A 22565-nucleotide genomic window follows, 5' to 3' on the forward strand; every position below is an offset into this window, starting at 1 on the left:
ACCATGATCGACAGCTTTATGGCGCTTCTGTCGCTGCTGGACAGCACCGTGCGTCTGGCCACCCCCCTGCTGCTGGCAGCATTGGCCGGCTTCTATTCGGAACGCGCGGGCGTTGTCGATATCGGGCTGGAGGGCAAGATGCTGATGGCGGCCTTTGCCTCGGCCACAGCCGCCGCCATGACCGGCTCTGCCTGGCTGGGTCTGGGGGCTGCCATCCTGTCCTCCCTGATCATGGCCCTGCTGCATGGCTTTGCCTGTATCACGCACAAGGGCAACCAGGTCGTGTCCGGCGTGGCGCTGAACATCGTGGCGCTGGGCCTGACTTCCGTGCTGGGCAATGCCTGGTTTGAAATGGGCGGGCGCACGCCCAACCTGCCCGCCGCCGCCCGCTTCAATGAACTGACCCTGCCGCTGGCCGAAACCCTGCGCGGCGTGCCGCTGCTGGGCCCGCTTTATTACGAGCTGATCAGCGGCCATTCCCTCCTGGTCTACCTCGCCTTTGCCTGCGTGCCCGTCACCTTCTGGGTGGCCTACCGCACCCGCTTCGGTCTGCGCCTGCGCGCGGTGGGAGAGAACCCGGCCGCAGTCGACACGGCCGGCATCTCCGTCACCCGCCTGCGCTATCAGGCTGTGTTGATCGCCGGCCTGTTGTGCGGCATCGCCGGTTCCTATCTGTCCACCGCGCAAGGTGCGGGGTTCCAGACCAACATGACGGCCGGCAAGGGCTATCTGGCCTTGGCTGCGCTGATCCTGGGCAAATGGAAGCCGGTGCCCACCCTGCTGGCCTGCCTGCTGTTCGCCTTTGCCGACGCCTTGCAGACGCGGTTGCAGGGCGTCGCCCTGCCCGGCATCGGCGAGGTGCCGGTACAGCTGATCGAGGCGCTGCCCTATCTGTTGACGGTGCTGCTGCTGGCCGGCTTCGTGGGCAAGGCCATCCCGCCCAAGGCCAGCGGCCGTCCCTATGTGAAGGATCGGTAGGAAGCGGGGCCCCACCCCCGCCGGTCCGCCGGCGGGGCAAGGCTGCCTTACGACGCTTCCGCCTGCGTCTCCGCCAGCGGTGCCAGGGCCAGTTTGGACGCCACAATGGCGGCCTGCGTGCGGCTGACCACGCCCAGGCGGCGCAGGATCACCGTGACATGGGCCTTCACCGTGGTTTCCACCACGCCCATCTCGTACGCGATCTGCTTGTTCAGCTTGCCCTCGGCAATGCCGGCCAGCACGCGCAGCTGCTGTGGGGTCAGACCCGCCACGCGGGCGGCCATGTCGGCATCGGCGACCGGGGCCGACGGCGCATGGGTACTGCCCGTGGGCAGCCAGACCGCCCCGTTCAGCACGGCGCGGATGGCCTCCCCGATATGGGTGATGGGGGCCGATTTGGGCACGAAACCCGACGCGCCATATTCCATGGAACGGTGGATGGTGGCCGCATCCTCCGACGCGGAAACAACGATGACGGGAATGGCCGGATGTTCGTTGCGCAGCAGGGCCAGACCGATCAACCCGTTCATGCCCGGCATGTGCAGGTCCAGCAGAATGGCATCGATGCCGGCATCATGGCGCAATGCCTCCTCGACCTCACCGAAGCTGGACGCCTCAACCGTGGTCAGATCGGGCACCGTGCCCGTCACCGACTGACAAAGGGCCGCACGCATAAGTGGGTGGTCGTCGGCCACCAGAACGCGGATCGCCATTCCCTCTTTCCCCCCGGCTGCACCTAGCTGGTTTACGGTGGATTTACCACCTTCCTGGCACATGGTGGCTTCGCCACACTTTATGACAGGATTGATGCGCAATCGGCCCCGCGACGCAAGCATCCATTTGGCAAAAACGAATATGGCGGGTGGTTTTCACCACCCGCCAGTCGAGTTCAGAGGGGATAACGCCAGAACTGACCGAAAATTGATCAGTCGTGGTGGAAGATGTCGACATCCTTGGTCTCGGGCACGAACAGTAGGCCCAGGACCAGGGTCACGGCCGCGATAATGATCGGGTACCAGAGACCGGAATAGATGTCGCCAGTCGCCGCCACGATGGCGAAGCTGGTGGTGGGCAGGAAGCCGCCGAACCAGCCATTGCCGATGTGATAGGGCAGCGACATGGAGGTGTAGCGGATCTTGGTGGGGAAGAATTCCACCAGCATGGCGGCGATCGGGCCGTACACCATGGTCACATAGATGACCAGGATGGTCAGCAGGACAACCAGCATGACATGGTTGATCTTGGCCGGGTCGGCCTTGGCCGGGTAGCCGGCGGACTTCAGGGCCTCACCGACAGCCTTGGTGAAGGCAGCACCGGCAGCCTTCGGGTCGGCCGGGGCAGCAGAGGGCGAGGGCCCATGCAGGGCAACTTCGGTCTTGGTGGCCATGCCGCTGCCGTCATAGCTCTCGATGACCGTCTCGCCGACCTTGATCTGGGCGATGGTGCCGGCGGGGGCGGCTTCGTTCTTGTAGGGCACGCCCTTGGCCACCAACGCCGCCTTGGCGATATCGCAGGAGGTGGTGAACTTGGACGTGCTGGTCGGGTTGAACTGGAAGGAGCATTCGTTGGGGTCGGCGACCACGACGACCGGCGAGGTGGCGACGGCGGCTTCCAGGTCGGGATTGGCGAAGTGGGTGATGCCCTTGAACAGCGGGAAGTAGGTGATGATGGCCAGCGCCAGACCCGCCATGATGATGGGCTTGCGGCCGATCTTGTCGGCCAGCGTGCCGAACACGACGAAGAAGGGCGTGCCCAGCGCCAGCGAACCGGCGATCAGCAGATTGGCGGTAAAGGCATCGACCTTCAGGGTGGAGGTCAGGAAGAACAGGGCATAGAACTGACCCGTGTACCAGACCACGGCCTGACCGGCGACCAGACCGAACAGGGCCAGGATGACCACCTTCAGGTTCTTCCAGTTGCCGAACGCATCCGTCAGCGGCGCCTTGGAATGCTTGCCCTCGTCCTTCATCTTCTTGAAGGCCGGGCTTTCGCTCAGCATCAGACGGATCCAGACCGAGACGCCCAACAGCACGATGGAGATCAGGAAGGGAATGCGCCAGCCCCAGGCGTCGAAGGCCTCGGGCGACATGTTGGTGCGGCAGGCCAGGATGATCAGCAGCGACAGGAACAGGCCCAGCGTGGCCGTCGTCTGGATCCAGGAGGTGTAGTTGCCGCGGCGGCCATGCGGGGCATGTTCGGCCACATAGGTGGCGGCACCGCCATATTCACCACCCAGCGCCAGACCCTGCAGCATGCGCAGGCCGATCAGGATGATCGGGGCGGTAATGCCGATGGTTTCGTAGTTGGGCAGGATACCGACGATGAAGGTCGAGGCACCCATGATCAGAATGGTGACGAGGAAAGTGTATTTGCGGCCGATCAGGTCACCCAGGCGACCGAACACCAGCGCGCCGAACGGACGCACGAAGAAGCCGGCGGCAAAGGCCAGCAGCGCGAACACCATCGCCGCCGTCTCATTGACGCCGGAGAAGAACTGCTTGGCGATCACGGACGCGAGCGAGCCGTAAAGATAGAAATCGTACCATTCGAAGACGGTGCCCAGCGAAGAGGCGAAGATGACCTTCTTCTCCTCTTTGGTCATCGGGGCCGGTTCCGAACCGCCCACTGCCACGTTTGCCATGTGCCCTCCCTTAATCGCTCATGTAGCAACGACGAAAACCGACCGGGCTTTTCTTGGAAGCCATGCCAAGCAGGCCTGTTCTTGCACCCGGATCGGTTAGAGGATGCAACGATGTGGCAGGATGAAGGTTAACGCAGCCCCGACCTTGGTCGTTGCGACCAAGGTCCAGAAGCTTGAAACCATTATGTAATTTGTGCGCCGCAGCATAAAGGCCGCGTTAGCGAATCTGGCCCCGCGTCCCTGTCTGCAACGCAATGGCCACACCCAGGGCGATGGCAAGCTGTTGAAGATAGGCCTCGTCCGCGTCCGACCATTGCCGCATGCCACCGCCCTGTTCACAGCACAGCACGGCAACGGCGCGCCCTTCCGGCGACAGGACGACATGGTCCAGAAGGGATCGCACATCCCGCTGGCGCAGATAGGTGTCCATGCCGGACGTCGCGGGATGGTTGTGGGCATCGGGCGCCACCACCCGCCGGTCCCGGATCAGGGCATGGAAATAGGCTGGGCAATCCGTTTCCCGCAGCCGGGCCCCCCGCAGCACGCGCGCGTCGCGGGCATCGTAAAGGGCGGCACACTCGATGGCCCTTCCACCTTCGATGAAGAACCAGACGCTGCCGCTGCTGACACCCAGCGTTTCGACCAGATCGCGGCATGCGGCCTCGAAAACCCGCGGCAAATCCTCGGCCAGACCGCGAAATCCCGCCAGGACCGAACGCACATGCCGCATCCACCCCTCCTCCGCCACCGGACCCAATCTGGACATGGCCCGGTCCGTCGCCGCATCAAGTCCCCCCGGACCCGAAAATCATCATCCCTGCAGACGCGCCGTCAGCCAAGCATGGCGTTGATGCGCCGCGATAAAGCCGCCAGATGGGCACGCTGGCCGTCGGTCAGCCCGGCGGGACCGAGCTTCAACTGCTCCAGCGCCGTGACCGTGCGGTCGACCTGACGCAGTGCCACGGTCACCTTGTCGGTTGACAGGCCGGCGGTGGCCGGCGATGGCGGGCTGCTCCCGGCCTTTTCCGCCCGTATGGCACGCACGGTCAGCGCCCCTTCGCAGGCGCGCTGCCACAGGGCGAGCTGCTTGTCCGCCTCGTCGATCGTGGCCAGTTCGATCAGCATGGACCGCGACACCTGCCGCTCGAACGCGGGATAGTTCTTCAGGATGTCTGGATGCAGGGTCAGCAGGCGCAGGGTTGAACTGATCTGGCCCTGGGTCCGGCCGATCGCCTGGCCCAGGGCTTCCTGCGTGTAATGGTGTTTTTCCATCAGCCGCTGCAAGGCAGCCGCCTCCTCCAGCGCATTCAGGTCCTGGCGCTGCAGGTTCTCGATCAGGGCAATCTCGTCGACATCGCCCTGGGTAAGCAGAATCGGCATCTCGGCCCAGCCCAGGCGCCGCGCGGCGCGCCAGCGGCGTTCGCCGGACACGATCTCATAGATACCGGCGGTGTCCGTCTCCCGTGCCAGCAGCGGGTGCAGCAACCCGACCCGGGCCATGCTGGCGGCCAGTTCTGCCAAGGCATCGACATCGAAATAACGGCGCGGCTGATCGGGACGGGGCCGCAGATCATCCACAGGCACGCTCAATACCCGCGGCACGGCGGGAACAGCGCCACGACTGTCAGGCTTCAGGGAATTGCTGGGCATCATCAGATGGGCTTCCCCGGCCATTGGGGATGGTCATTGCGGATGGCTCTGACGCTTAGTTCAATCGCCGCGGGCGGTCAACGCGCACATCCGCACAATCGAATCGGCGGGGTACCTCGCCGGCGGCCTATGCCACCAGTTCGTCCAGCGAGGTGAAGACCGGCTCGGACGGCAAGGACAGGTAAGCAGATGGCGTCACCGTCCGTCTTTCATAAAGACAGACCGGCGTACCGTCAGGAAGGCGCATGGGGACCCAGCGCGTCAGGGCGTGGCGGACGGTCATTCCGCCTTGCACATATTGCAGCCAGATGGTGCGAACCGTCGCCATCACCATCTCCCCCCCGTAGAAGCGGCCCCGGCAGTTCAGCATGGCATCGGTGCCCGCCGTCAGGTCGACCTGCTGCGGCGTCCGTGGGGACAGGAACACCTCACGACCCAATGGCTGTTCATTGATGATCGATTCGCTGAGCTCCAGGATGCGGCTGCTCTTGCCCGTCTGGGGTTCGCGGTCGGTGCGGAATAGATAACGCGCACTGGGTGACTGGCGCACCACCAGAGCCAGATGCGCGTCTTCGACCGGACGGCCCAAAATATCGCGAACCTGCTTCTGCACCCCGATATCCGGGGTCGAAACGCCTTCTTCCCAATCGCGCAAAGCCGTGGAGGCGACCTTCAACTGGGCGGCAAGCTGAGCGCGGGTCCAATAACGCGTGCCGCGTAAGACACGCAGCATCTGCGGCCAGCAAACTTCACCCTGGGCCACTTGAACGATCATTGCGCCTGGTTCGTTGCTTTGGGAATTGGTTAAGGGAATATTTACACTGAAACAACGGTAGCAAGAAGAAGATTCGGCAAGACGGAATTCAGACAGACATACAAAAATGAACAGCTACTCAGGTTCCCCGGCGAAAACTTTTCATCTCTGCCGGGGAACCGGTAAGCATGGCCGCTCAGTGCGCGGCCAGTCCTTCATCTCCTTGACCATGGTGCGGATAGGCTTGCGCGATCAGCCAGAAATTCAGGGCAACACCAAACAGGCTGAACAGCATGCCCCCCAGGAACATGCCGACATCCTTGGACCCTGCAGCCAGGAACAGACCCAGGAAAGCCAGGGCGATGCCCACCAGGCGCAGAATGACGTTATTCATCTAAACTCTCCTTCGACTGAGACGGTTTTGCGGGCGGCAAGGGCTGCCCGTCATCAAACAGGACGCGGGCACCGGCCCCATCCAGATCCTCGTACTGTCCGCTGCGCACCGACCAGAGAAAGGCCGCGAGGCCGGCCAGCCCCAGGGCCAATGCGATCGGGATCAGGAACAGCAGGCTGTTCATGGCATTTCCCCCTTGTTTCGCCGCGACAGGCGCAGCGAATTGCCCAGCACCACCAGCGACGAACTGGACATGGCCAGGGCCGCGATCAACGGCGTGGCATGGCCCAGCATGGCCACCGGAACGGCGCACAGGTTGTAAAGCAGCGTGAAGACCAGATTCTGCACGACCAGCCGTTCGGCCTTGCGCGCCACCGTCAGCAGTTCCGCCAGCGGCGCCAGCCGGTCACCCTGGAACACGGCGTCGGCCGCGGTCTGCGCCACATCCACGGCCGACCCGGGCGAGGCGGAGACATCGGCCGCCGACAGGGCAGCGGCGTCGTTCAGCCCGTCGCCGACCATCAGAACACGGCGTCCCTCGGCCCGCAGATCGGTCAGGGCGGCGGCCTTGCCGGCCGGATCCACGCCGGCCTGCCAGTCCTCAATCCCCAGACGGCGGGCCATGGCGGCGACGACCGGTTCGCGGTCGCCCGACAGCAGCGCCAGACGATAACCGCGGCGGCGCAGTTCCTGCGTTACCGCCACCGCGTCGGCGCGCGGCGCATCGGCGAAAATGAACCGCATCGGCTGCCGTCCCGGCCGGGACAACCACAATTCCGGCCCTTCCACCATGCCGGCGGGCACAGACACGGGCCCGACAAAGCCACGGCGGCCCAGACGGACCATGCCATCCGGACCCTGCCATTCCAGGCCGGCGCCCGGCACTTCCCGCACACCGTCGGCCACGGGGCCGGTGCCGGCGGCACGCGCGATGGCGCGCGACAGCGGATGACGGCTGGACCGGGCCAGCCTGGCTGCCAGTTCCAGGTCGGCGGCATCACGGGACGGGTCGGGCAGCAGGTCGGGGCGGCCCAGGGTCAGGGTGCCGGTCTTGTCAAAGACGATGGTATCGACCTTGGCCAGCCGCTCCAGGGCCGTGGCTGATTTCAGCAGGATGCCACTGCGCATCAGACGGCCCGTCGCCACCACCTGCACGGCCGGCACGGCCAGCGCCAGGGCGCAGGGGCAGGTGATGATCAGGACGGCGACCGCAATGAACAGGGCCGACTGCCAGGCAATGCCCACCCACAGCACCCAGACCAGGAAGGTGGCCAGGGCAGCGCTGTGCACGACGGGCGTATAGGCGCGGGCCACACGGTCGGCCAGGGCCACAAACCTGGCGCGGCCCTGCTCGGCCGCCTCCATCAGGCGCACGATCTCGGCCAGCAGGGTCCCTTCACCACGCGCCGTCACGGTCAGACGCAGCGGGGCCGACAGGTTGACCATGCCGGCAAAGACCCTGTCGCCGGGCCGGGCCGGCTGTGGATGGCTTTCACCGGTCACCACGGAGGTGTCGATATCCGACACGCCGTCGGCCACGGTGCCGTCAATACCGATGCGTTCACCGGCCGCGACCAGGACGGTGGCGCCCACAGGCACAGCGGCAGGCGCCATGGGTTCGGCCGCACCGGCCGCGTTCAGCACCATGACGGGGGCCCGGCCCAGGGCCAGCAGATGTTCGGCCGCCGACCGGGCGCGCCCACGCGCGCGGGCATCCAGGAACCGCCCGATCAGCAGAAAGAACAGCAGCATGACGGCGCCATCGAAATAGGCGTGCTCACCATGCTTGTACGTCTCCCACAGGCTGACGCTGGTCGCCAGCGTCACGCCCAGGGAGATGGGAACGTCCATGTTGGTGCGGCCGGCGCGCAGGGCGTTCAGGGCCGACCGGTAGAAGGGGCGTGCGGCATAGGCCACGACCGGCAGCGCGATCAGCGCCGACAGCCAGTGCATCATGGTGCGTGTCGCCTCGCCCATGCTGCCTGCATGGCCGGACCAGACGGACACGGACAGCAGCATGATGTTCATCATGCCGAACCCGGCCACAGCCATGGCGCGGACCAGTTCTTTTTCCGACTTTTTCTGCGGATCGTCGGCGGACACGGTCCCCGCCACGGCCGGGCGATAACCCAGGCGGCGGATGATGCCGGCCAGCTTTTCCGCCATGCCCGTTTCGCCCTGCCAGGACACGACCAGGCGCCGGGTGGTCAGGTTGACCCGGGCCGCCGTCACGCCGGGTTCGCGGCGCAGCGCGCTTTCGATCAGCCAGACACAGGCGCCGCAGGTGACGCCATCGACCACCAGACGCAGGCAATGGCCGCCATCGGCCTGATCCTCGACCGCCGTCGACAGGTCCAGCGGCGTCTCCGCCTCCGCGGCGGGGGCCGGCAGCGCAGCATCCCGGCGGGCATAATAGGCATCCAGGCCCAGATCATGGATCAGGGCATAGGCCCCCGCACAGCCGGTGCAGCAGAAGCGCTGGCCGGCTGTGACCGGCTGTCCGCAATGGACACAGGCCGTTCCAGCCTCGCCGGACATGTCGGAGGCGGCGGCGAAGCTCATCTCGGCACCAACACCCGCTGCACCAGCAGATACTGGTCACTCCCGTGATGCAGCGCCGCCTTCACATCCCATTGGCCGGGATGGGGGGCGGCAATCTGCGCGACATACCGTCCGTCGCCGGCCCCGATGAAGGCCAGCGGCAGCGGGGCGTCGTTGCTGATGGGGCGTTCCAGCCGGCCATTGATGGCGACATTGTCCAGCGGTTGTCCATCGCGATCCTGCAGGCGCAGGATCAGCGACTTCTGTTCCGCCGTCAGCGAAACCCGCCAACCCAGGGCGTCCTGCCCCTTCTGCGCGGCCAGCACCTCGTTGTAATGCACACCCCGCTCATAGGGCTTGTCGACCGCCAGCCCTGAATAGCTGTCCACGGCATAGGTCACCATGATCGCATTCACGGCGATCACCACCAGCATGGCACCGACGAACACCCAGGGAATCCAGGCGCTTTTGCGCGGTTGTCCGACCGTCATCGTCATTTAGTCCCTCCCATGGCCGTTGACGTGGGGGCCGACGAAGACGGCGTCATACTCGTCGCCTTCGCCGCGCACCGGATTGGTCAGCACAAACTCGATCTCCACCCGCTCGTCGCGCTTCTTGTCAGGCGGGGCCGTGACGAAGACGCGGTAGGTGGCAACCTTGTCAGGACGGGCATGCAGGATGACGGACTGTCCGCCCTCTGCCGCACCCACATCCTGCACCAGCAGCTGCGCCCCCGGCAGGCCCTTCAGCGTCAGAAGGAAGTCCACCTCCTCCCGGCGCTTGTTCAGGATCTTCAGCGTATAGCCGTTGCGCACGCCGCCATCGGACAGGGTGACGAACAGCGGCGCGCGGTCACGCAGCACATTCACCTCAACCGTCGTGCGCATCAGCAGGGCCGTCAGCATGACCGCGGAAATGATGACCAGCAGCGCGGCATAGATCACGGTGCGCGGGCGCACGATCTTCCACTTGGCGCGGCCGCCCTTGGCACGGGCCTGCTGGCGGGCCTCGGTGTCGAAGGTGATCAGGTTGCGGGGACGGCCCACCTTGTCCATGATCTCGTTGCAGCTGTCGATGCACAGGCCGCAGCCGATGCATTCCAGCTGCAGCCCGTCGCGGATATCAATGCCCGTGGGGCAGACCGTCACGCACTGGCCGCAATCAATGCAGTCGCCGCGGCCTTCCCAGCTGGTGCCGGCCTTGTGCGGCCCACGCTTTTCGCCGCGCCAGCGCTCATAGGTGACGACCATGGACTGGTCGTCCAGCATGGCCGCCTGGAAACGCGGCCACGGGCACATATAGGTGCAGACCTGCTCGCGCGCCCAGCCGGCCAGGACATAGGTCGTGGTCGTAAACAGACCGACGAAGAAATACTGGACCAGGGAGGCCTGGCCCGTGAAGAAGTCGACCACGAAGGTCGGCGCATCCTGGAAATACAGCGCCCAGGCGCCGCCCGTGGCCAGCGCGATCAGCAGCCAGACAACATGCTTGGCACCACGCTTCATGAATTTCTCGACACTCATCGGCGCCTTGTCCAGGCGCATGCGGGCCCCGCGATCGCCTTCGATCCAGCGTTCGACCAGCATGAACAGGTCGGTCCAGACCGTCTGCGGGCAGGCATAACCGCACCACAGGCGTCCGAACAGGGATGTGACCAGGAACAAAGCGAAGGCGCCCAGCATCAGCAGGCCCGTGATGAAATAGACCTCCTGCGGCCAGATCTCGATGCCGAACAGATAGGCGCGCGCGGCACCCATATCGATCAGCAGGGCCTGGCCCGGCGCGTCCGGCCCGCGATCCCAGCGAATCCAGGGCGCCAGATAATAGGCGGTCAGGCAGAAGATCAGCACCGCCCATTTGATGGTGCGGTACTTACCCTTCACAGACTTGGGCTGAACCTTGACGCGCGCAGCGTAAAGGGAAGACGAGTTATCGCCCGGCGGCGGCGTCTTGCCACCCTTGCCGGACTTTTCCGACTTCGCAAATGCCGCCTGCTCCGCATCGGCGGCGGCGGCCTTTTCCAGCAACGACTGCGGCCCGGTCATCGGGACCCCCCTTGGGAACGAATACCAACAGTTCGGGGGCCAAGCCACCCGGACCGTACCCTATGCCTGTCCCTATGCCCGCGCGTTGCGATAAATCAAATGGCACCGGGATGTTGCGCCGCAGCGCGAATGGTCGCAGGGGGTGCGGACAATGGGGACAGGGACGACGGCCAATGGCTGCGTGTCATCAAGACGAACCGCAAAGACGACTGTCAGCCTTCCTGAGAGCCGACGGAAACAAGTTCACGCAACCGCCTTGGGCCACCCCCCTTGTAACTGGCTGTGCGGATAGGATAATTCCCAGATGCGACCAGTGCTCCGATGCTGATAGAGCTTTCGCCATCCATTATCGCTGGCCACCACTTCCGTCAGTTCGTGGGACAGAAGTGTGTCAATCAGCTTGGCATCACCCTCGTTGCTTATCCGCCCATCTCGTAGGACCCACTTGTCACTGAGATCAGCAAAAGACGACGGCACCCTTGTTGTTTTTTGGTCATCACCGACATCCTCTGGGTTCATTCAAGCCGGTCCTCTTCCACCGGGGGCGGCCCACCATCCCGGCGCATGATCCGGTCGAATGCGTCGAAATCCGCCCGTCCCCGACGCTCAGCGAAGAAGTCCGCCGTGTTCATGGCGGACAGTTTCTCGGCGGCGGCCGTCGCGATGAACTGGTTGATACTGATTCCGTCCTCACGGGCACGACGTTCTACCTCGGCCTTGATCGATGTCGGCAGCCGAAGCGGGAAAGTACTCTGTTTCGTCTTCATTGCCTTATCCTCTTCAAAACCGATGCTGGCCCCATCACTTCTACGCCGAACCGTGCCGGCACCATGCCAAAGTCCCGTTCATTGAATGTGGATATGATACTGGCGCGCCCGTTCACGGCAATTTCCAGCACCATTTCATCACCGGGGTCCCGCAATTGCGGGCGCCAATGAAAATACGTCTGGACGGGCTCCGCCATCGCCAAGACTGCATCAACAAAGATGACTGCCTCTCGTGTCGTCAGGCCAGCCGCCTCGACATGCGCGGAAGCCATGCATATGGCTTCATATTCCAGCGCCAAGGCGACGGAGCAAAGCATGCGAACCCGGCCATCCCGTACAGCACGCAGCAGTTGGGCCGACGCCCCCAAGGGCGACCGCATCGCTGCTACCACCACATTCGTGTCCAGAACACACCGCATGACCAAACCATAACATCGCCTGCAATGTCGCGCGCGCCAAAACAAAACACCCGCCCGGATCGCTCCGGGCGGGTGAGAAAAGGTGGGGGCAGTGGGAGTCGGGGGGTTACTGCCCGCCACCAAGCGCGTGAACATACGTCGCCAGCACCTTGACCGTGGCCGGATCGAGACGTTCGATCCAGGCGGGCATGTTGCCGCGACGCGCATAGGTGATGGTGTCGACCACCGTCTTGCGGTCGCCACCATAGAGCCAGATGCCATCCGACAGGCGGGGCGCGCCAAGCTCCTGGTTGCCTTCGCCCTTTTCGCCATGGCAGGCGGCGCAGTTCTCGGCAAACACCGTGGCGCCACGTTCGGTGGCGGCGGCGTCGCCCTGCGTACCCGACAGGGACAGGACGTAATCCGCCACGTCGCTGATCTGCTCCTTGGTCAGAAGACCATCGGCGCCGAACCGGGGCATGTCGGAGACACGGCTGTTCTCGTTGGTGTTGCGGATACCATAGGTGATGGTCTGCAGGATCTGGTCCGGCTTGCCGCCCCAGATCCAGTCATCATCGGCCAGCGTCGGGAAGCCCTTGGCGCCGGCACCGCCGGCACCATGGCAACCCGCGCAATTGTCAGCGAAGGCCACGCGGCCAGCCGCCTGGACATAGCCCATCAGGGCCGGGTCCTTGCGGATGCTCTCGATGTCCATCGCCACGATCTTCTCGCGGGTTGCGGCCTGACCGGCCTTCTGGGCATCCAGCGCCGCGGTCACCTCACCGCGCCGGGTCCAGCCCGACAGACCATCGAAATGGCTGCTGAGCGTGGGCCAGGACGGGAACATCACCGTGTAGATGACGCCCCAGATGATGCAGGCATAGAAGGTATAGAGCCACCATTTCGGCAGCGGTGTATTCAGTTCCTTGATGCCGTCCCACTCATGGCCCGTCGTGTCCCGGCCCGTGGTGGCGTCCTTTTCGATCTTGGTGGGCATGGCCTGTCACCTTTCATTGCCGGCCGGACCGGCGCCGTCGTTCAGCGGGATCATGGCATCGGATTCGAACCGGCGGCGGGCGCCGGGACGAAAGGCCCAGATGACGATCCCCAGAAACAGCACCAGGAACCAGACCAGCCAGAGCTGTTTCAGCAGGGGGAGAAGTTCGTGCATGACGCCCTCCCCTTACTGCTTCAGGTCTTCGGGATTGATCTTCGTGAAATCGACCAGCGTGCCCAGCATCTGGAGATAGGCGACAAGCGCGTCCATCTCCGTCACTTCCTCGGGCTTACCGTCGAAATCGCCCAGCTTGGCCTTCGGATAGCGGGCCAGAACGGCGGCCGTATCCTCGTCCGGCAGGGCGCCGGCCTGCACCTTCACGTCCTTCACGGCGTTGGTGATGTCGTCTTCCGTGTAGGGAACGCCGACGATCTTCAACGTTTTCAGGTGATCGGCAATGTCGTCGAACTTCAGCGGACGGTTCAGGAACTGGTAGGTCGGCATGATCGATTCCGGCACCAGGGCGCGCGGATTGTTCAGATGCGCGATATGCCAGTCGTTGGAGTACTTGCCGCCGACGCGGGCCAGGTCCGGACCGGTACGCTTGGAGCCCCACTGGAACGGATGGTCGTACATGCTCTCAGCCGCCAGGCTGTAATGGCCGTAACGTTCCACCTCGTCCTTGAAGGTGCGGATCTGCTGGCTATGGCAGAGATAGCAGCCTTCGCGGACATAGATGTTGCGGCCGGCCAGCTCCAGCGGGCTGTAGGGACGCACGCCCTCGACCCGCTCGATCGTCGTTTCCACCGTGAACAGCGGAACGATCTGCACCAGACCACCGATGGAAACGGTGATCAAGGTGAGCACCGCCATCAGCAGGACGTTCTTTTCGATGATCGCGTGAGAGAACTTCATGGTGGCGTCCCTCCTTACTCGGCCGCCACGGCCGCGCTCTGCGACACCGGCTCCAGGGCCGGGGCGCTACGCACGGTGCGGATCAGGTTGATGACCATCAGGATGGCACCCGTCAGGAACAGCAGACCGCCGATGCCACGGATGACGTAGTAGGGATGCATGGCATGCACCGTCTCGACGAACGAGTACTGAAGGAACCCGTATTCGTCATAGGCGCGCCACATCAGACCCTGCATGATGCCGCTGACCCACATGGCCGTGATGTAGAACACGATGCCGATGGTGGCCGTCCAGAAGTGCCATTCGACCAGCTTGGTGGAATAGAGGCGCTGCTTCTTCCACAGCACCGGCACCAGGTAGTAGATCATGCCGAAGCAGATGAAGGCCACCCAGCCCAGGGCACCGGAGTGCACATGGCCGATGGTCCAGTCCGTGTAGTGCGACAGACCGTTGACCGCCTTCACCGACATGACCGGGCCTTCAAACGTGCTCATGCCGTAGAAGCCGACAGCCGTGACCGAGAAGCGGAGCGACGGGTTGGTGCGCAGCTTGTCCCAGGCGCCCGACAGGGTCATGATGCCGTTGATCATGCCGCCCCACGACGGCATCCACAGCACGACCGAGAACACCATGCCCAGCGTCTGCGTCCAGTCGGGCAGCGCCGTGTAATGCAGGTGGTGGGGCCCGGCCCAGATATAGAGGAAGATCAGCGCCCAGAAGTGCACGATCGACAGACGATAGCTGTAGATCGGGCGTTCAGCGGCCTTGGGGATGAAGTAGTACATCATGCCCAGGAAGCCGGCGGTCAGGAAGAAGCCGACCGCATTGTGGCCGTACCACCACTGGATCATCGCGTCCTGCACGCCCGCCCAGGCCACATAGGACTTGGTGCCCGTGAAGCTGACGGGAACGGCCGCGTTGTTCACCAGATGCAGCATGGCAATGGTGATGATGAAGGCCAGATAGAACCAGTTGGCCACATAGATATGCGGCTCGCGGCGCTTGATGATCGTACCGCCATAGACGATCAGATAGATCACCCAGACGATCGTCAGCCACAGGTCCACATACCATTCGGGCTCTGCATATTCCTTGCCCTGGGTGATGCCCAGCAGATAGCCGGTGGCGGCCATGACAATGAACAGATTGTAGCCCAGGAAGATGAACCAGCCCCATTCGCGACCGCCGAACAGCGGGGCGCGGCAGGTACGCTGCACAACATAGAGCGAGGAGCCGATCAGCGCGTTACCGCCGAAGGCGAAGATGGCCGCGGACGTGTGCAGCGGACGCAGGCGCCCGAACGTCGTCCATTCCAGACCCAGATTCAGGTCCGGAAAGGCCAGCTGGAAAGCGATGAAGACACCTGCGGCGAACGCCGCGATGCCCCAGAACATGGCGGCGACGACGAAGGCGCGCACGACGTCTTCGTGATACGCCTCGACGGGTACGGTCTGAGCCGAGCCCCCATACGCCCCGTCGGCGATTGCTACACCCATGACAAACCCCCGGTGTCAGCGGAACATTTCTTGAAAGGACCGAGCCCATGCCCGATCCCCGACTGTGCCTTCATGGGCCGTTCAACGGGAACGCGCATTGACATGCATCAAGGCGGAAGGGGCCGCGACGTGACGGGGGCCGCCGGAAGCACCGGAAATCCAAAGGAATTCCCGCTTCCCCCGGCGATATTCGACCATTGTCGCATCGCAGCAAAAGGATAGAGACGGGGATTCTGGGACCGCTGGACAAGATGGATTCGGGCACCAGCCGCCAAAAGCGTGGGCGACTCGATATCTTCGCCGCATCTTTTGGCGGGAGAAATGTTTCTCCCTTAACAGCGCCGGAATAGGCGGGTGCCCTCAGCCGCGCCAGTCCACATGCACGACGCGATAGCCCTTGTCTTTCAGCAGGCGCAGCAGGGTGGGCAGGGCGTCGGCCGTTTTCGGATTGGCGTCATGCATCAGAATGATGCCGCCGCCCTTCGCGGCCAGCCCATCGGTCAGCAGGCGGGCGAATTTCTCCGTGCTGTCATCGGCTTCCCAATCATTGATACCCAGGTCGACCGACATCACCGTCATGCCTTGCGTCGCCAAAGCCGCCATCAGGGTCGGCGTTTCCTCCAGGAACGGAAAGCGATAGGCGGCGGCAGACCCACCCATGACCTTGGTGTAGATTTCCTGGGTCTGGTTCAGATCGGCCTGCTGTTCCGCCGGGCTTTGCGCCGACGGATGGGCGTGGGTCAGGGAATGCAGCCCAACCGAATGGCCCTGATCCATGACCTGCCGGGCCAGGGCCGGGTTGCCCCCGATATTGTTGCCGACCATGAAGAAGCTGGCCTTCACGCATTCAGCCGCCAGCGCCTTCAGCACCACAGGAGTCGTCTGTGCCACCGGCCCGTCATCGAATGTCAGCACCACTTCGCCCGGCTTCAGCCCCGGCAGCGGCGCATGCTGCATGGTGCCATAGGCGCCGGATTGGCGCGTCAGGGTGATGGTGCGCGACGTGCCCAGCTTGTCCGGCCCGCATTCGGCGGCCATGGCGGGCACGGTGCCCAGCAACAGGACCGACATCACGGCCGCCAGTGTCAGATGACGCACTTCCCGTCCCTCCCGCAGATCGCCATTGCGTGGCAATTGTTAGCGTTAACGGTATTGATCCTAGCGGGTGGCACAGGCGGCGTCGACGGGGAGTTTGGTGGCGCTGCCTCGTTTCAGGGAGGCGCCACCTGTTCACGGGGACAGTCATTTCCATAGGCGACGGCATAGGATGACCCAAAGCATCGGATCAGCCCATCCAGCACCCGGAGGTTCGGCGGCCAATGATCGCCGAACTCGGCTTTCAGCGCGGCCGGTTGCGGCAAGGCTGACAGTCGCTGCCGCGCCGCCTTCAAGCCCGCCAGATCCCTGTTCAGAAAGGCGATGGTGCCCAGGGCATATTCATGGAAGCCGATATCCCGGCCCCGGTCCGGGCTTACCCCCGCCATCAGCAGCGGAACCGCCCGCAGGTAATCCCCGGCCAGCGCCTCCAGCTGCCCGGCATGCCAATACATTTCATGCAGGTTACCTTGTGGGATCCGGCCCCAATTCTGTGCGATGTAGCGCCTGATCAGGTCTGCGGCGGCCTTCTCGCATCCAGCACGGTCGGCCAGCGTGCGCCATCCCCCGTTCATATCCTGATCAAATGCGTCGGGCGACAGGTGCAGCAATCGCTCTGCGTCAACCGGGCAGTCCGCAGCATGACCGGCTGCGATCCCGGGCCCGATCAGGACGGTCAGCAAAAGGACGGCGCGCAGAAAATATGTCGTCATCATCCCCGACCACCGCCTGCACACCCCCTAAAACACCACATCCTTATCACCGTCATTGCCGATGAAGGTGACGGTGCGGATATGGTCGGGGTCGCCGCCTGCCATGTCGAAATTCACCTGATTGACCTGGGTGGGGAACACATCGCGCAGCAACTGGTTATGCACCGTCAACCGGGCCGGCTTCGCCGTCAGCGGCACTTCCTGATAGACATGCACATAGTCCCGCACCAGTTCCGCCCCCACCAGCTTCAGGGCCAATGGCTTGCCCCCCGGCGGGGTCAGGGTGAAACGCGGCTCGCAATAGATCGCCAGTTGCGCCTGGTCACGCACCTGGGTCAGGTCGGGGATCGACACGCCTTCGATCTTGTTCAGCGCCACTTCCGCGTCATGGGCATGCAGGGCGTGGTCGATCTCCAGCAGACCCTTGGCCTGGTTCCAACTGACCAGGGTCATGATGGATTTGGCCCTGTGGGCCAGCGCCGCCGGCGCCAGCCCGATCGCCAACCCCGCCCCGGCCAGCGCCAGAACCCGGCGCCGGCCCAGCGAAATGCGCGTCACTGCTTGCCCCCGGCCGGCACCAGCGGGGCTTCCTTGCCCGGCTCGTTCTTGCCTTCCGCATCCTTCTTGGCCTTCAGTTCGACCAGCATGTCGGCCATCAGGTTCTTCTCATCATCCTTGGACTTGTACAGTTCCAGGCGGGACGAGCGGATCTTGCGCGGATAGGCATTGTTGGACGGGTCGGCGTCGGCGATTTCCTGGCGCGGGTCCAGTTCGATGCCCACCACCTGTTTGGGCCGGATCAGCATCTTGGTCACGGCCTTGCTGTTGTAGCGCCAGATCTCCGCCGGGATCAGCAGGAACTCTTCCGTCCCGTCAGCGTAGGTGATCTGAAGCGGCAGCGGCATGACCAGACCGCCCTTGTTGGCGAAATCGACGAAATAGACCCAGTCGCCTTCCTTCTCCGCCCGGGCCAGCGCTTCGCGCTCGCCGGGTTCCAGCCCCTCAACCAGTTCATTGAACTTGTTGCGGTCCTTGTTGGTGGGCGTGAACTTGTCATTCTCGTTGTAGAAATCCTTCAGGCCCGGCTCCCGCTCCAGCAGGGTCTTCAGCGCCTGTTCGCGGTTATGCACCTGGGCCAGCGGTTCGCGGTTGTCGCGATGGTACTGGTCACGCGACAGCGGCTTTTCGATGTCCGGATTGCTGGTGGAGATGCGGTATTCGCGCACGCTGGCCAGATCGATATCCACATGATCGGTCGTATAGAACCAGCCGCGCCAGAACCAGTCCAGATCCACGCCCGACGCATCCTCCATGGTGCGGAAGAAATCGGCCGGGGTCGGCCGCTTGAACTTCCAGCGCTGAGAATATTCCCGGAAGGCATGGTCGAACAGGTCACGCCCCATCACCGTTTCACGCAGGATGGTCAGGGCCGTGGCCGGCTTGGTATAGGCGTTGGGCCCGAATTGCAGCACCGAATCCGACTGGGTCATGATCGGCACCTGGTTCTGGCTCACCATATAGCTGGTGATGTCCACGGGCAGGTTGGGATTGCGGCGATGCTCGCCGAAATTCTCCTCCCATTCCAGGTGCGCGATGTTCTGGACGAAGGTGTTCAGCCCTTCATCCATCCAGCTCCATTGACGTTCGTCGGAATTCACGATCATCGGGAAATAGAAATGCCCGACCTCGTGGATGACGACGCCGATCAGACCGTATTTGGCCGCCGCCGAATAGGTCTTCTTGCCCGTCTTCTTGTCGGTGACCGGACGATATCCGTTGAAGGTGATCATCGGATATTCCATGCCGCCGCTTTCCCAGGTGTTGACCGACTGGGCGGTGGGATAGGGGTAGGTGAAGGAATATTTGCTGTAGGTTTTGATTGTATGGGCTACCGACCAGGTCGAATATTTCGACCAGAGCGGGTCCGCTTCGTTGGGATAGAAGGACATGGCCAGCACAGGCTTGCCGGCCGGGTCATCCTGCTGGACGCCCATGGCGTCCCAGATGAACTTGTTGGAACTGGCGAAGGCGAAATCGCGCACATTCTTGGCGGCAAAGCGCCAGGTCTTGGTGGCCTTGTCCGTCTCCTTCTCGTTCGCCAGGGCTTCTTCCGGCGTCACGATGAACATGGGCTGGTCGGCCTTGGCCGCCTTGGCCAGGCGGTCGCGCTGCGCACCGGTCAGCACATCACCCGGATTCTGCAATTCGCCCGACGCCGAGACGACATGGTCGGCCGGCACCGTGATGGCGACATCATAATCGCCGAATTCCAGGGTGAATTCGCCGCGGCCCAGGAAAGCCTTGTGCTGCCAACCCGCATAGTCGGTATAGGCCGCCATGCGCGGGAACCATTGGGCGATGAAGAACAGGTCGGTGTTGGTGTCACGGAAATGCTCATACCCGCTGCGACCGCCGACAATGTCCTGATTGATGATGTTGTGCGCCCAATCCACCTTGAAGGTGAAGGACGCGCCAGAGGTCAGCGGACGCGGCAGGTCGATGCGCATCATCGTATCGACGACGGTATAGGGCAGCGGTCGGCCACCCTCGTCGGTGACGGCCCCGATCTCCACCCCGTACTTGGTGTCCTTCATCGCCTGGATGCGGGCGATCTGTTCATAGCTGATCTGGTCGCCGCCATCCTTGCCGGGACTGGAGGTGCGGGTCAGCTCCGCGATCGACTTGTCCTTGTAGATATTCTGGTCCAGTTGCAGCCAGACATAGCGCAGCGTGTCGGGGGAGTTGTTGTAATAGCGGACCGTCTGCTTGCCCGTCAGGCGCTTGGCCGCCGCATCCAGCTTGACGTCGATAGTGTAGTCGGCGCGCTGCTGCCAATATTGATGGCCGGGCGCGCCCGATGCGGTGCGATAGGTATTGGGGGTGGGCAGGTCCACGTCGAGCTGGCGGAACTTGTCCTGCCAATTGCCCTTGGTCTGTTCAATGGCATCGGCCGATGCCAAGGCCGGCCACAGCATCATCCCGGCGGCTGCCACCAGGCACGCCACACGTCCCCACCGCAAACCCATCAAAGCCCCCATCAGGTCCAGCCGGACCGCCGTCCATTGCGGCCCGTTGCTGCGTAAGGCTCCGATAATGCGGGGGGATCGTATACGGTCAAAGCAATTTAGCAGCAATGGACCGGGAATATTGTAACCGGATCGTAACGGCGCGACACTCCGTGACGCCTGTCCGGGGTAATCCGATAGACAAGGGTCCCGCCCTTCGTGATTCGCGGGGCCGCCCCCTTTCTTCGTCGGGGCTTCTTTCCTTACCTATCCGTAATTTCCGGCCTATGATCCCGGCCTTCAACCAGCTGGGGGTACGGATGCGGGACGGTTTTGCCGTGCGTGGCGATTGGCGCCATGACGTCATCGTGGTCACACTGGCCGTGGACGGGCTGGGCACGCGGGATCTGGCGCCGCTGGCGCATACGCTGGACGTGGCCGAGCGGGAGCGCGCTGCGCGTTTCCAGTTCGAGGCCGACCGTAATGCCTATATCGCCGCCCACGGGCTGACGCGGCTGTTCCTGGGTGCCTGGACCGGCCGTCAGGCCGGCAGCCTGGCCTTCAATGCCGGCCCCTATGGCAAGCCGGCCCTGGTGCGTGGTGGCGCTTCCTTCAACCTGTCGCACACCCGGTCCATGGTGGCCGTGGCTGTTGCCGCGCAGGGGGAGGTCGGGGTCGATGTCGAACAGGTCAATCCGGCACGGTCGGTGGAACTGGACATTGCCGACCGCTGGTTCTCCCGCGATGAAGTGGCCTATGTCAGCGCCGGCGGGGACGAGGAGGCGCAGCGCGCCCGGTTCCTGCGCATCTGGAACCTGAAAGAATCCGTGATCAAGGCCACGGGCCGCGGCCTGTCCCAGGAACTGACGGGCTTCACCGTCACGCCGGACGAGCAGGCCCCGTCCCTGGTTGCGCATGAGGATTGGCTGCGTCAGGCCGGCGACTGGCGTCTGTCGCAGTGGGAAGTGGAAGGCCATGTGCTGGCCGCCGCCAGCCTGAACGGTCCGCCGGGCACGCTGCGCCATCTGCGCGTCACCGCCGATGGCTTGGCCGCCCTGGCCGATGGCGCGCCCATCCTGGTCTGACGGCAGATCCTGACGGGGGCAGCGCTCCTTGCAGGTCTGGTCGAGGGCGAAGCCCGGGCCGTGACCGACAACAGTGCCTCTTGAATGTCAGGGCTCGCCTCCGGCTCGACCTGACCTGCGCCGGGTTCTAACCTGACGCCGCGCGCACTGGCGGGGATCAGCGCCCGGCCAGGATCGGCCAGGCCGTCTTGCAGCGTTCGGAGAAGATGCGCAGATGGCCGATGGCGCGCACGCCCGCTGCGGCAACGGGGATCACCTCGTGGCTGACGCGGGCGGCGGGGAAGAAGGCCGCATGGTCCTTCACGACGGGCGGCGGGATCATCTCGTCATCCTCCACCGCCAGCAGCCGTACCTCGCCCTTCATGCGCGACAGGTCGGGATGCGGCAGATGCCGGCCCCATTCGCCGCGATAGAAGTCGGGCCGCGTACACCAGCGCCGCCATTGCCAGAAGGCTGCGGCCGGCAGGTTTTCCGACTGGCCCAGCACCTTGCCCGGCAGATAGCCCAGGGCCCAGATCGACAGGGGGCCCAGCAGGTACCAGAAGGCCAGGGCCTTGCCGATGAAATGCGGGGCGTGACGGCGCCAGTGCGCAGGACCCGTACCGACCGTGGTCAGACGCCGCACGCGGTCGGCCTTCTCATGAAAGGGCAGGCCCATGCCGCCCAGAGAATGGCCGATCACTTCCAGCGGCAGATCGGGAAATTCCGTCAGCAGCAGATCCATGGCCGCCGCCTGATCGATGACGGCCCAGTCGCCCATGCTGGCGCGGGCGTGGCGCGCATGGCCGCGCGCGGAATGCCCGCAATCACGATAGTCATAGATCAGCACGATGGCGGCCCGGTGGTCGGCCAGCCAGGCCGCGAAGCGGGCATAATAATCGCGCGGCACGCCCGTGGCGCCATGCAGCACGATGGCCACACCCGCCCGCTTGTCCACCGGCACGAACAGCCGTCCCGCCAGTTCGCGTCCGTCGGGACAGCGGATGGTGCGGTTCTGATCGTGGACGGAGGAGGCTTCACCCGCGGACATGGCTTGTTCCTTCGCATCGGCCAGTGGTGGATCGAACTTAACGAACGATCGTGCTTTTGAC

At 64.0% G+C, this 22565-nt stretch carries 24 protein-coding genes; 2 read left to right on the top strand and 22 right to left on the bottom strand.

What is annotated here, in order from left to right:
• Positions 1-3 precede the first annotated feature (3 nt).
• On the top strand, positions 4-978 hold the full coding sequence (locus ACODTW_RS07675; RefSeq protein ID WP_488945375.1) for an ABC transporter permease: 975 nt from the start codon (positions 4-6) through the stop codon (positions 976-978).
• A 47-nt stretch (positions 979-1025) separates the two neighbouring features.
• Here ACODTW_RS07675 and ACODTW_RS07680 read toward each other — a convergent pair whose 3' ends face one another.
• The 21 genes from ACODTW_RS07680 to ACODTW_RS07780 form a co-directional block, all read right to left on the bottom strand.
• The gene (locus ACODTW_RS07680) at positions 1026-1691 is read right to left on the bottom strand and encodes a response regulator (protein WP_488945376.1); all 666 of its coding nucleotides are present in this window, start codon (positions 1689-1691) and stop codon (positions 1026-1028) included.
• Positions 1692-1903: 212 nt separating this feature from the next.
• The gene (locus ACODTW_RS07685) at positions 1904-3619 is read right to left on the bottom strand and encodes an MFS transporter (RefSeq protein WP_488945377.1); all 1716 of its coding nucleotides are present in this window, start codon (positions 3617-3619) and stop codon (positions 1904-1906) included.
• A 217-nt stretch (positions 3620-3836) separates the two neighbouring features.
• Complete coding sequence (locus ACODTW_RS07690; protein ID WP_488945378.1) at positions 3837-4385, bottom strand: GAF domain-containing protein; 549 nt, start codon at positions 4383-4385, stop codon at positions 3837-3839.
• 65 nt (positions 4386-4450) lie between these two features.
• Positions 4451-5272: a ParB/RepB/Spo0J family partition protein gene (locus ACODTW_RS07695; RefSeq protein WP_488945379.1), complete on the bottom strand. Its 822-nt coding sequence runs from the start codon at positions 5270-5272 to the stop codon at positions 4451-4453.
• A gap of 124 nt (positions 5273-5396) precedes the next feature.
• A complete protein-coding gene (locus tag ACODTW_RS07700) occupies positions 5397-6044 on the bottom strand; it encodes a helix-turn-helix domain-containing protein (protein ID WP_488945380.1) in 648 nt (215 codons plus the stop codon).
• 175 nt (positions 6045-6219) lie between these two features.
• Positions 6220-6417: a hypothetical protein gene (locus tag ACODTW_RS07705; protein WP_488945381.1), complete on the bottom strand. Its 198-nt coding sequence runs from the start codon at positions 6415-6417 to the stop codon at positions 6220-6222.
• Complete coding sequence (gene ccoS, locus ACODTW_RS07710) at positions 6410-6601, bottom strand: cbb3-type cytochrome oxidase assembly protein CcoS (RefSeq protein ID WP_488945382.1); 192 nt, start codon at positions 6599-6601, stop codon at positions 6410-6412. Before ccoS ends, ACODTW_RS07705 begins: the two co-directional genes overlap by 8 nt.
• On the bottom strand, positions 6598-8979 hold the full coding sequence (locus ACODTW_RS07715; protein WP_488945383.1) for a heavy metal translocating P-type ATPase: 2382 nt from the start codon (positions 8977-8979) through the stop codon (positions 6598-6600). Before ACODTW_RS07715 ends, ccoS begins: the two co-directional genes overlap by 4 nt.
• Positions 8976-9455: a FixH family protein gene (locus ACODTW_RS07720; RefSeq protein ID WP_488945384.1), complete on the bottom strand. Its 480-nt coding sequence runs from the start codon at positions 9453-9455 to the stop codon at positions 8976-8978. Before ACODTW_RS07720 ends, ACODTW_RS07715 begins: the two co-directional genes overlap by 4 nt.
• A complete protein-coding gene (ccoG, locus tag ACODTW_RS07725; RefSeq protein ID WP_488945385.1) occupies positions 9456-11003 on the bottom strand; it encodes a cytochrome c oxidase accessory protein CcoG in 1548 nt (515 codons plus the stop codon).
• A 243-nt stretch (positions 11004-11246) separates the two neighbouring features.
• Entirely contained in the window at positions 11247-11522 is a 276-nt protein-coding gene (locus ACODTW_RS07730; protein ID WP_488945386.1) for an Imm27 family immunity protein, read from the bottom strand.
• A complete protein-coding gene (locus tag ACODTW_RS07735) occupies positions 11519-11770 on the bottom strand; it encodes a toxin-antitoxin system HicB family antitoxin (RefSeq protein WP_488945387.1) in 252 nt (83 codons plus the stop codon). The genes ACODTW_RS07730 and ACODTW_RS07735 overlap by 4 nt, the downstream gene beginning before the upstream one ends.
• Positions 11767-12396, bottom strand: a complete 630-nt coding sequence (locus tag ACODTW_RS07740) for a putative toxin-antitoxin system toxin component, PIN family (protein ID WP_488945388.1) — start codon at positions 12394-12396, stop codon at positions 11767-11769. The genes ACODTW_RS07735 and ACODTW_RS07740 overlap by 4 nt, the downstream gene beginning before the upstream one ends.
• Positions 12296-13165, bottom strand: coding sequence for a cytochrome-c oxidase, cbb3-type subunit III (ccoP, locus tag ACODTW_RS07745; protein ID WP_488945389.1), 870 nt, complete (start codon positions 13163-13165; stop codon positions 12296-12298). Before ccoP ends, ACODTW_RS07740 begins: the two co-directional genes overlap by 101 nt.
• Before the next feature lie 6 nt (positions 13166-13171).
• Positions 13172-13339, bottom strand: a complete 168-nt coding sequence (locus ACODTW_RS07750; protein WP_488945390.1) for a cbb3-type cytochrome oxidase subunit 3 — start codon at positions 13337-13339, stop codon at positions 13172-13174.
• A gap of 12 nt (positions 13340-13351) precedes the next feature.
• The gene (gene ccoO, locus ACODTW_RS07755; RefSeq protein ID WP_488945391.1) at positions 13352-14080 is read right to left on the bottom strand and encodes a cytochrome-c oxidase, cbb3-type subunit II; all 729 of its coding nucleotides are present in this window, start codon (positions 14078-14080) and stop codon (positions 13352-13354) included.
• Between the two features lie 14 nt (positions 14081-14094).
• Positions 14095-15576: a cytochrome-c oxidase, cbb3-type subunit I gene (gene ccoN, locus ACODTW_RS07760; RefSeq protein WP_488945392.1), complete on the bottom strand. Its 1482-nt coding sequence runs from the start codon at positions 15574-15576 to the stop codon at positions 14095-14097.
• Positions 15577-15936: 360 nt separating this feature from the next.
• Entirely contained in the window at positions 15937-16674 is a 738-nt protein-coding gene (locus ACODTW_RS07765) for a polysaccharide deacetylase family protein (RefSeq protein WP_488945393.1), read from the bottom strand.
• Positions 16675-16787: 113 nt separating this feature from the next.
• Positions 16788-17387, bottom strand: coding sequence for a hypothetical protein (locus ACODTW_RS07770; protein ID WP_488945394.1), 600 nt, complete (start codon positions 17385-17387; stop codon positions 16788-16790).
• A gap of 24 nt (positions 17388-17411) precedes the next feature.
• A complete protein-coding gene (locus ACODTW_RS07775) occupies positions 17412-17942 on the bottom strand; it encodes a DUF6702 family protein (protein ID WP_488945395.1) in 531 nt (176 codons plus the stop codon).
• Positions 17939-20410, bottom strand: a complete 2472-nt coding sequence (locus ACODTW_RS07780; protein ID WP_488945396.1) for a M1 family metallopeptidase — start codon at positions 20408-20410, stop codon at positions 17939-17941. Before ACODTW_RS07780 ends, ACODTW_RS07775 begins: the two co-directional genes overlap by 4 nt.
• Before the next feature lie 299 nt (positions 20411-20709).
• On the opposite strand from ACODTW_RS07780, the gene ACODTW_RS07785 reads away from it, so the two are divergent.
• Positions 20710-21474, top strand: a complete 765-nt coding sequence (locus ACODTW_RS07785; RefSeq protein ID WP_488945397.1) for a 4'-phosphopantetheinyl transferase family protein — start codon at positions 20710-20712, stop codon at positions 21472-21474.
• A 157-nt stretch (positions 21475-21631) separates the two neighbouring features.
• On the opposite strand, the gene ACODTW_RS07790 is transcribed toward ACODTW_RS07785, so the two are convergent.
• Positions 21632-22504 (bottom strand): alpha/beta hydrolase family protein, encoded by an 873-nt coding sequence (locus ACODTW_RS07790; protein ID WP_488945398.1) that lies wholly within the window; start codon positions 22502-22504, stop codon positions 21632-21634.
• Positions 22505-22565 lie beyond the last annotated feature (61 nt).

The sequence above is a fragment of the Niveispirillum sp. FG148 genome (genome assembly GCF_057809655.1).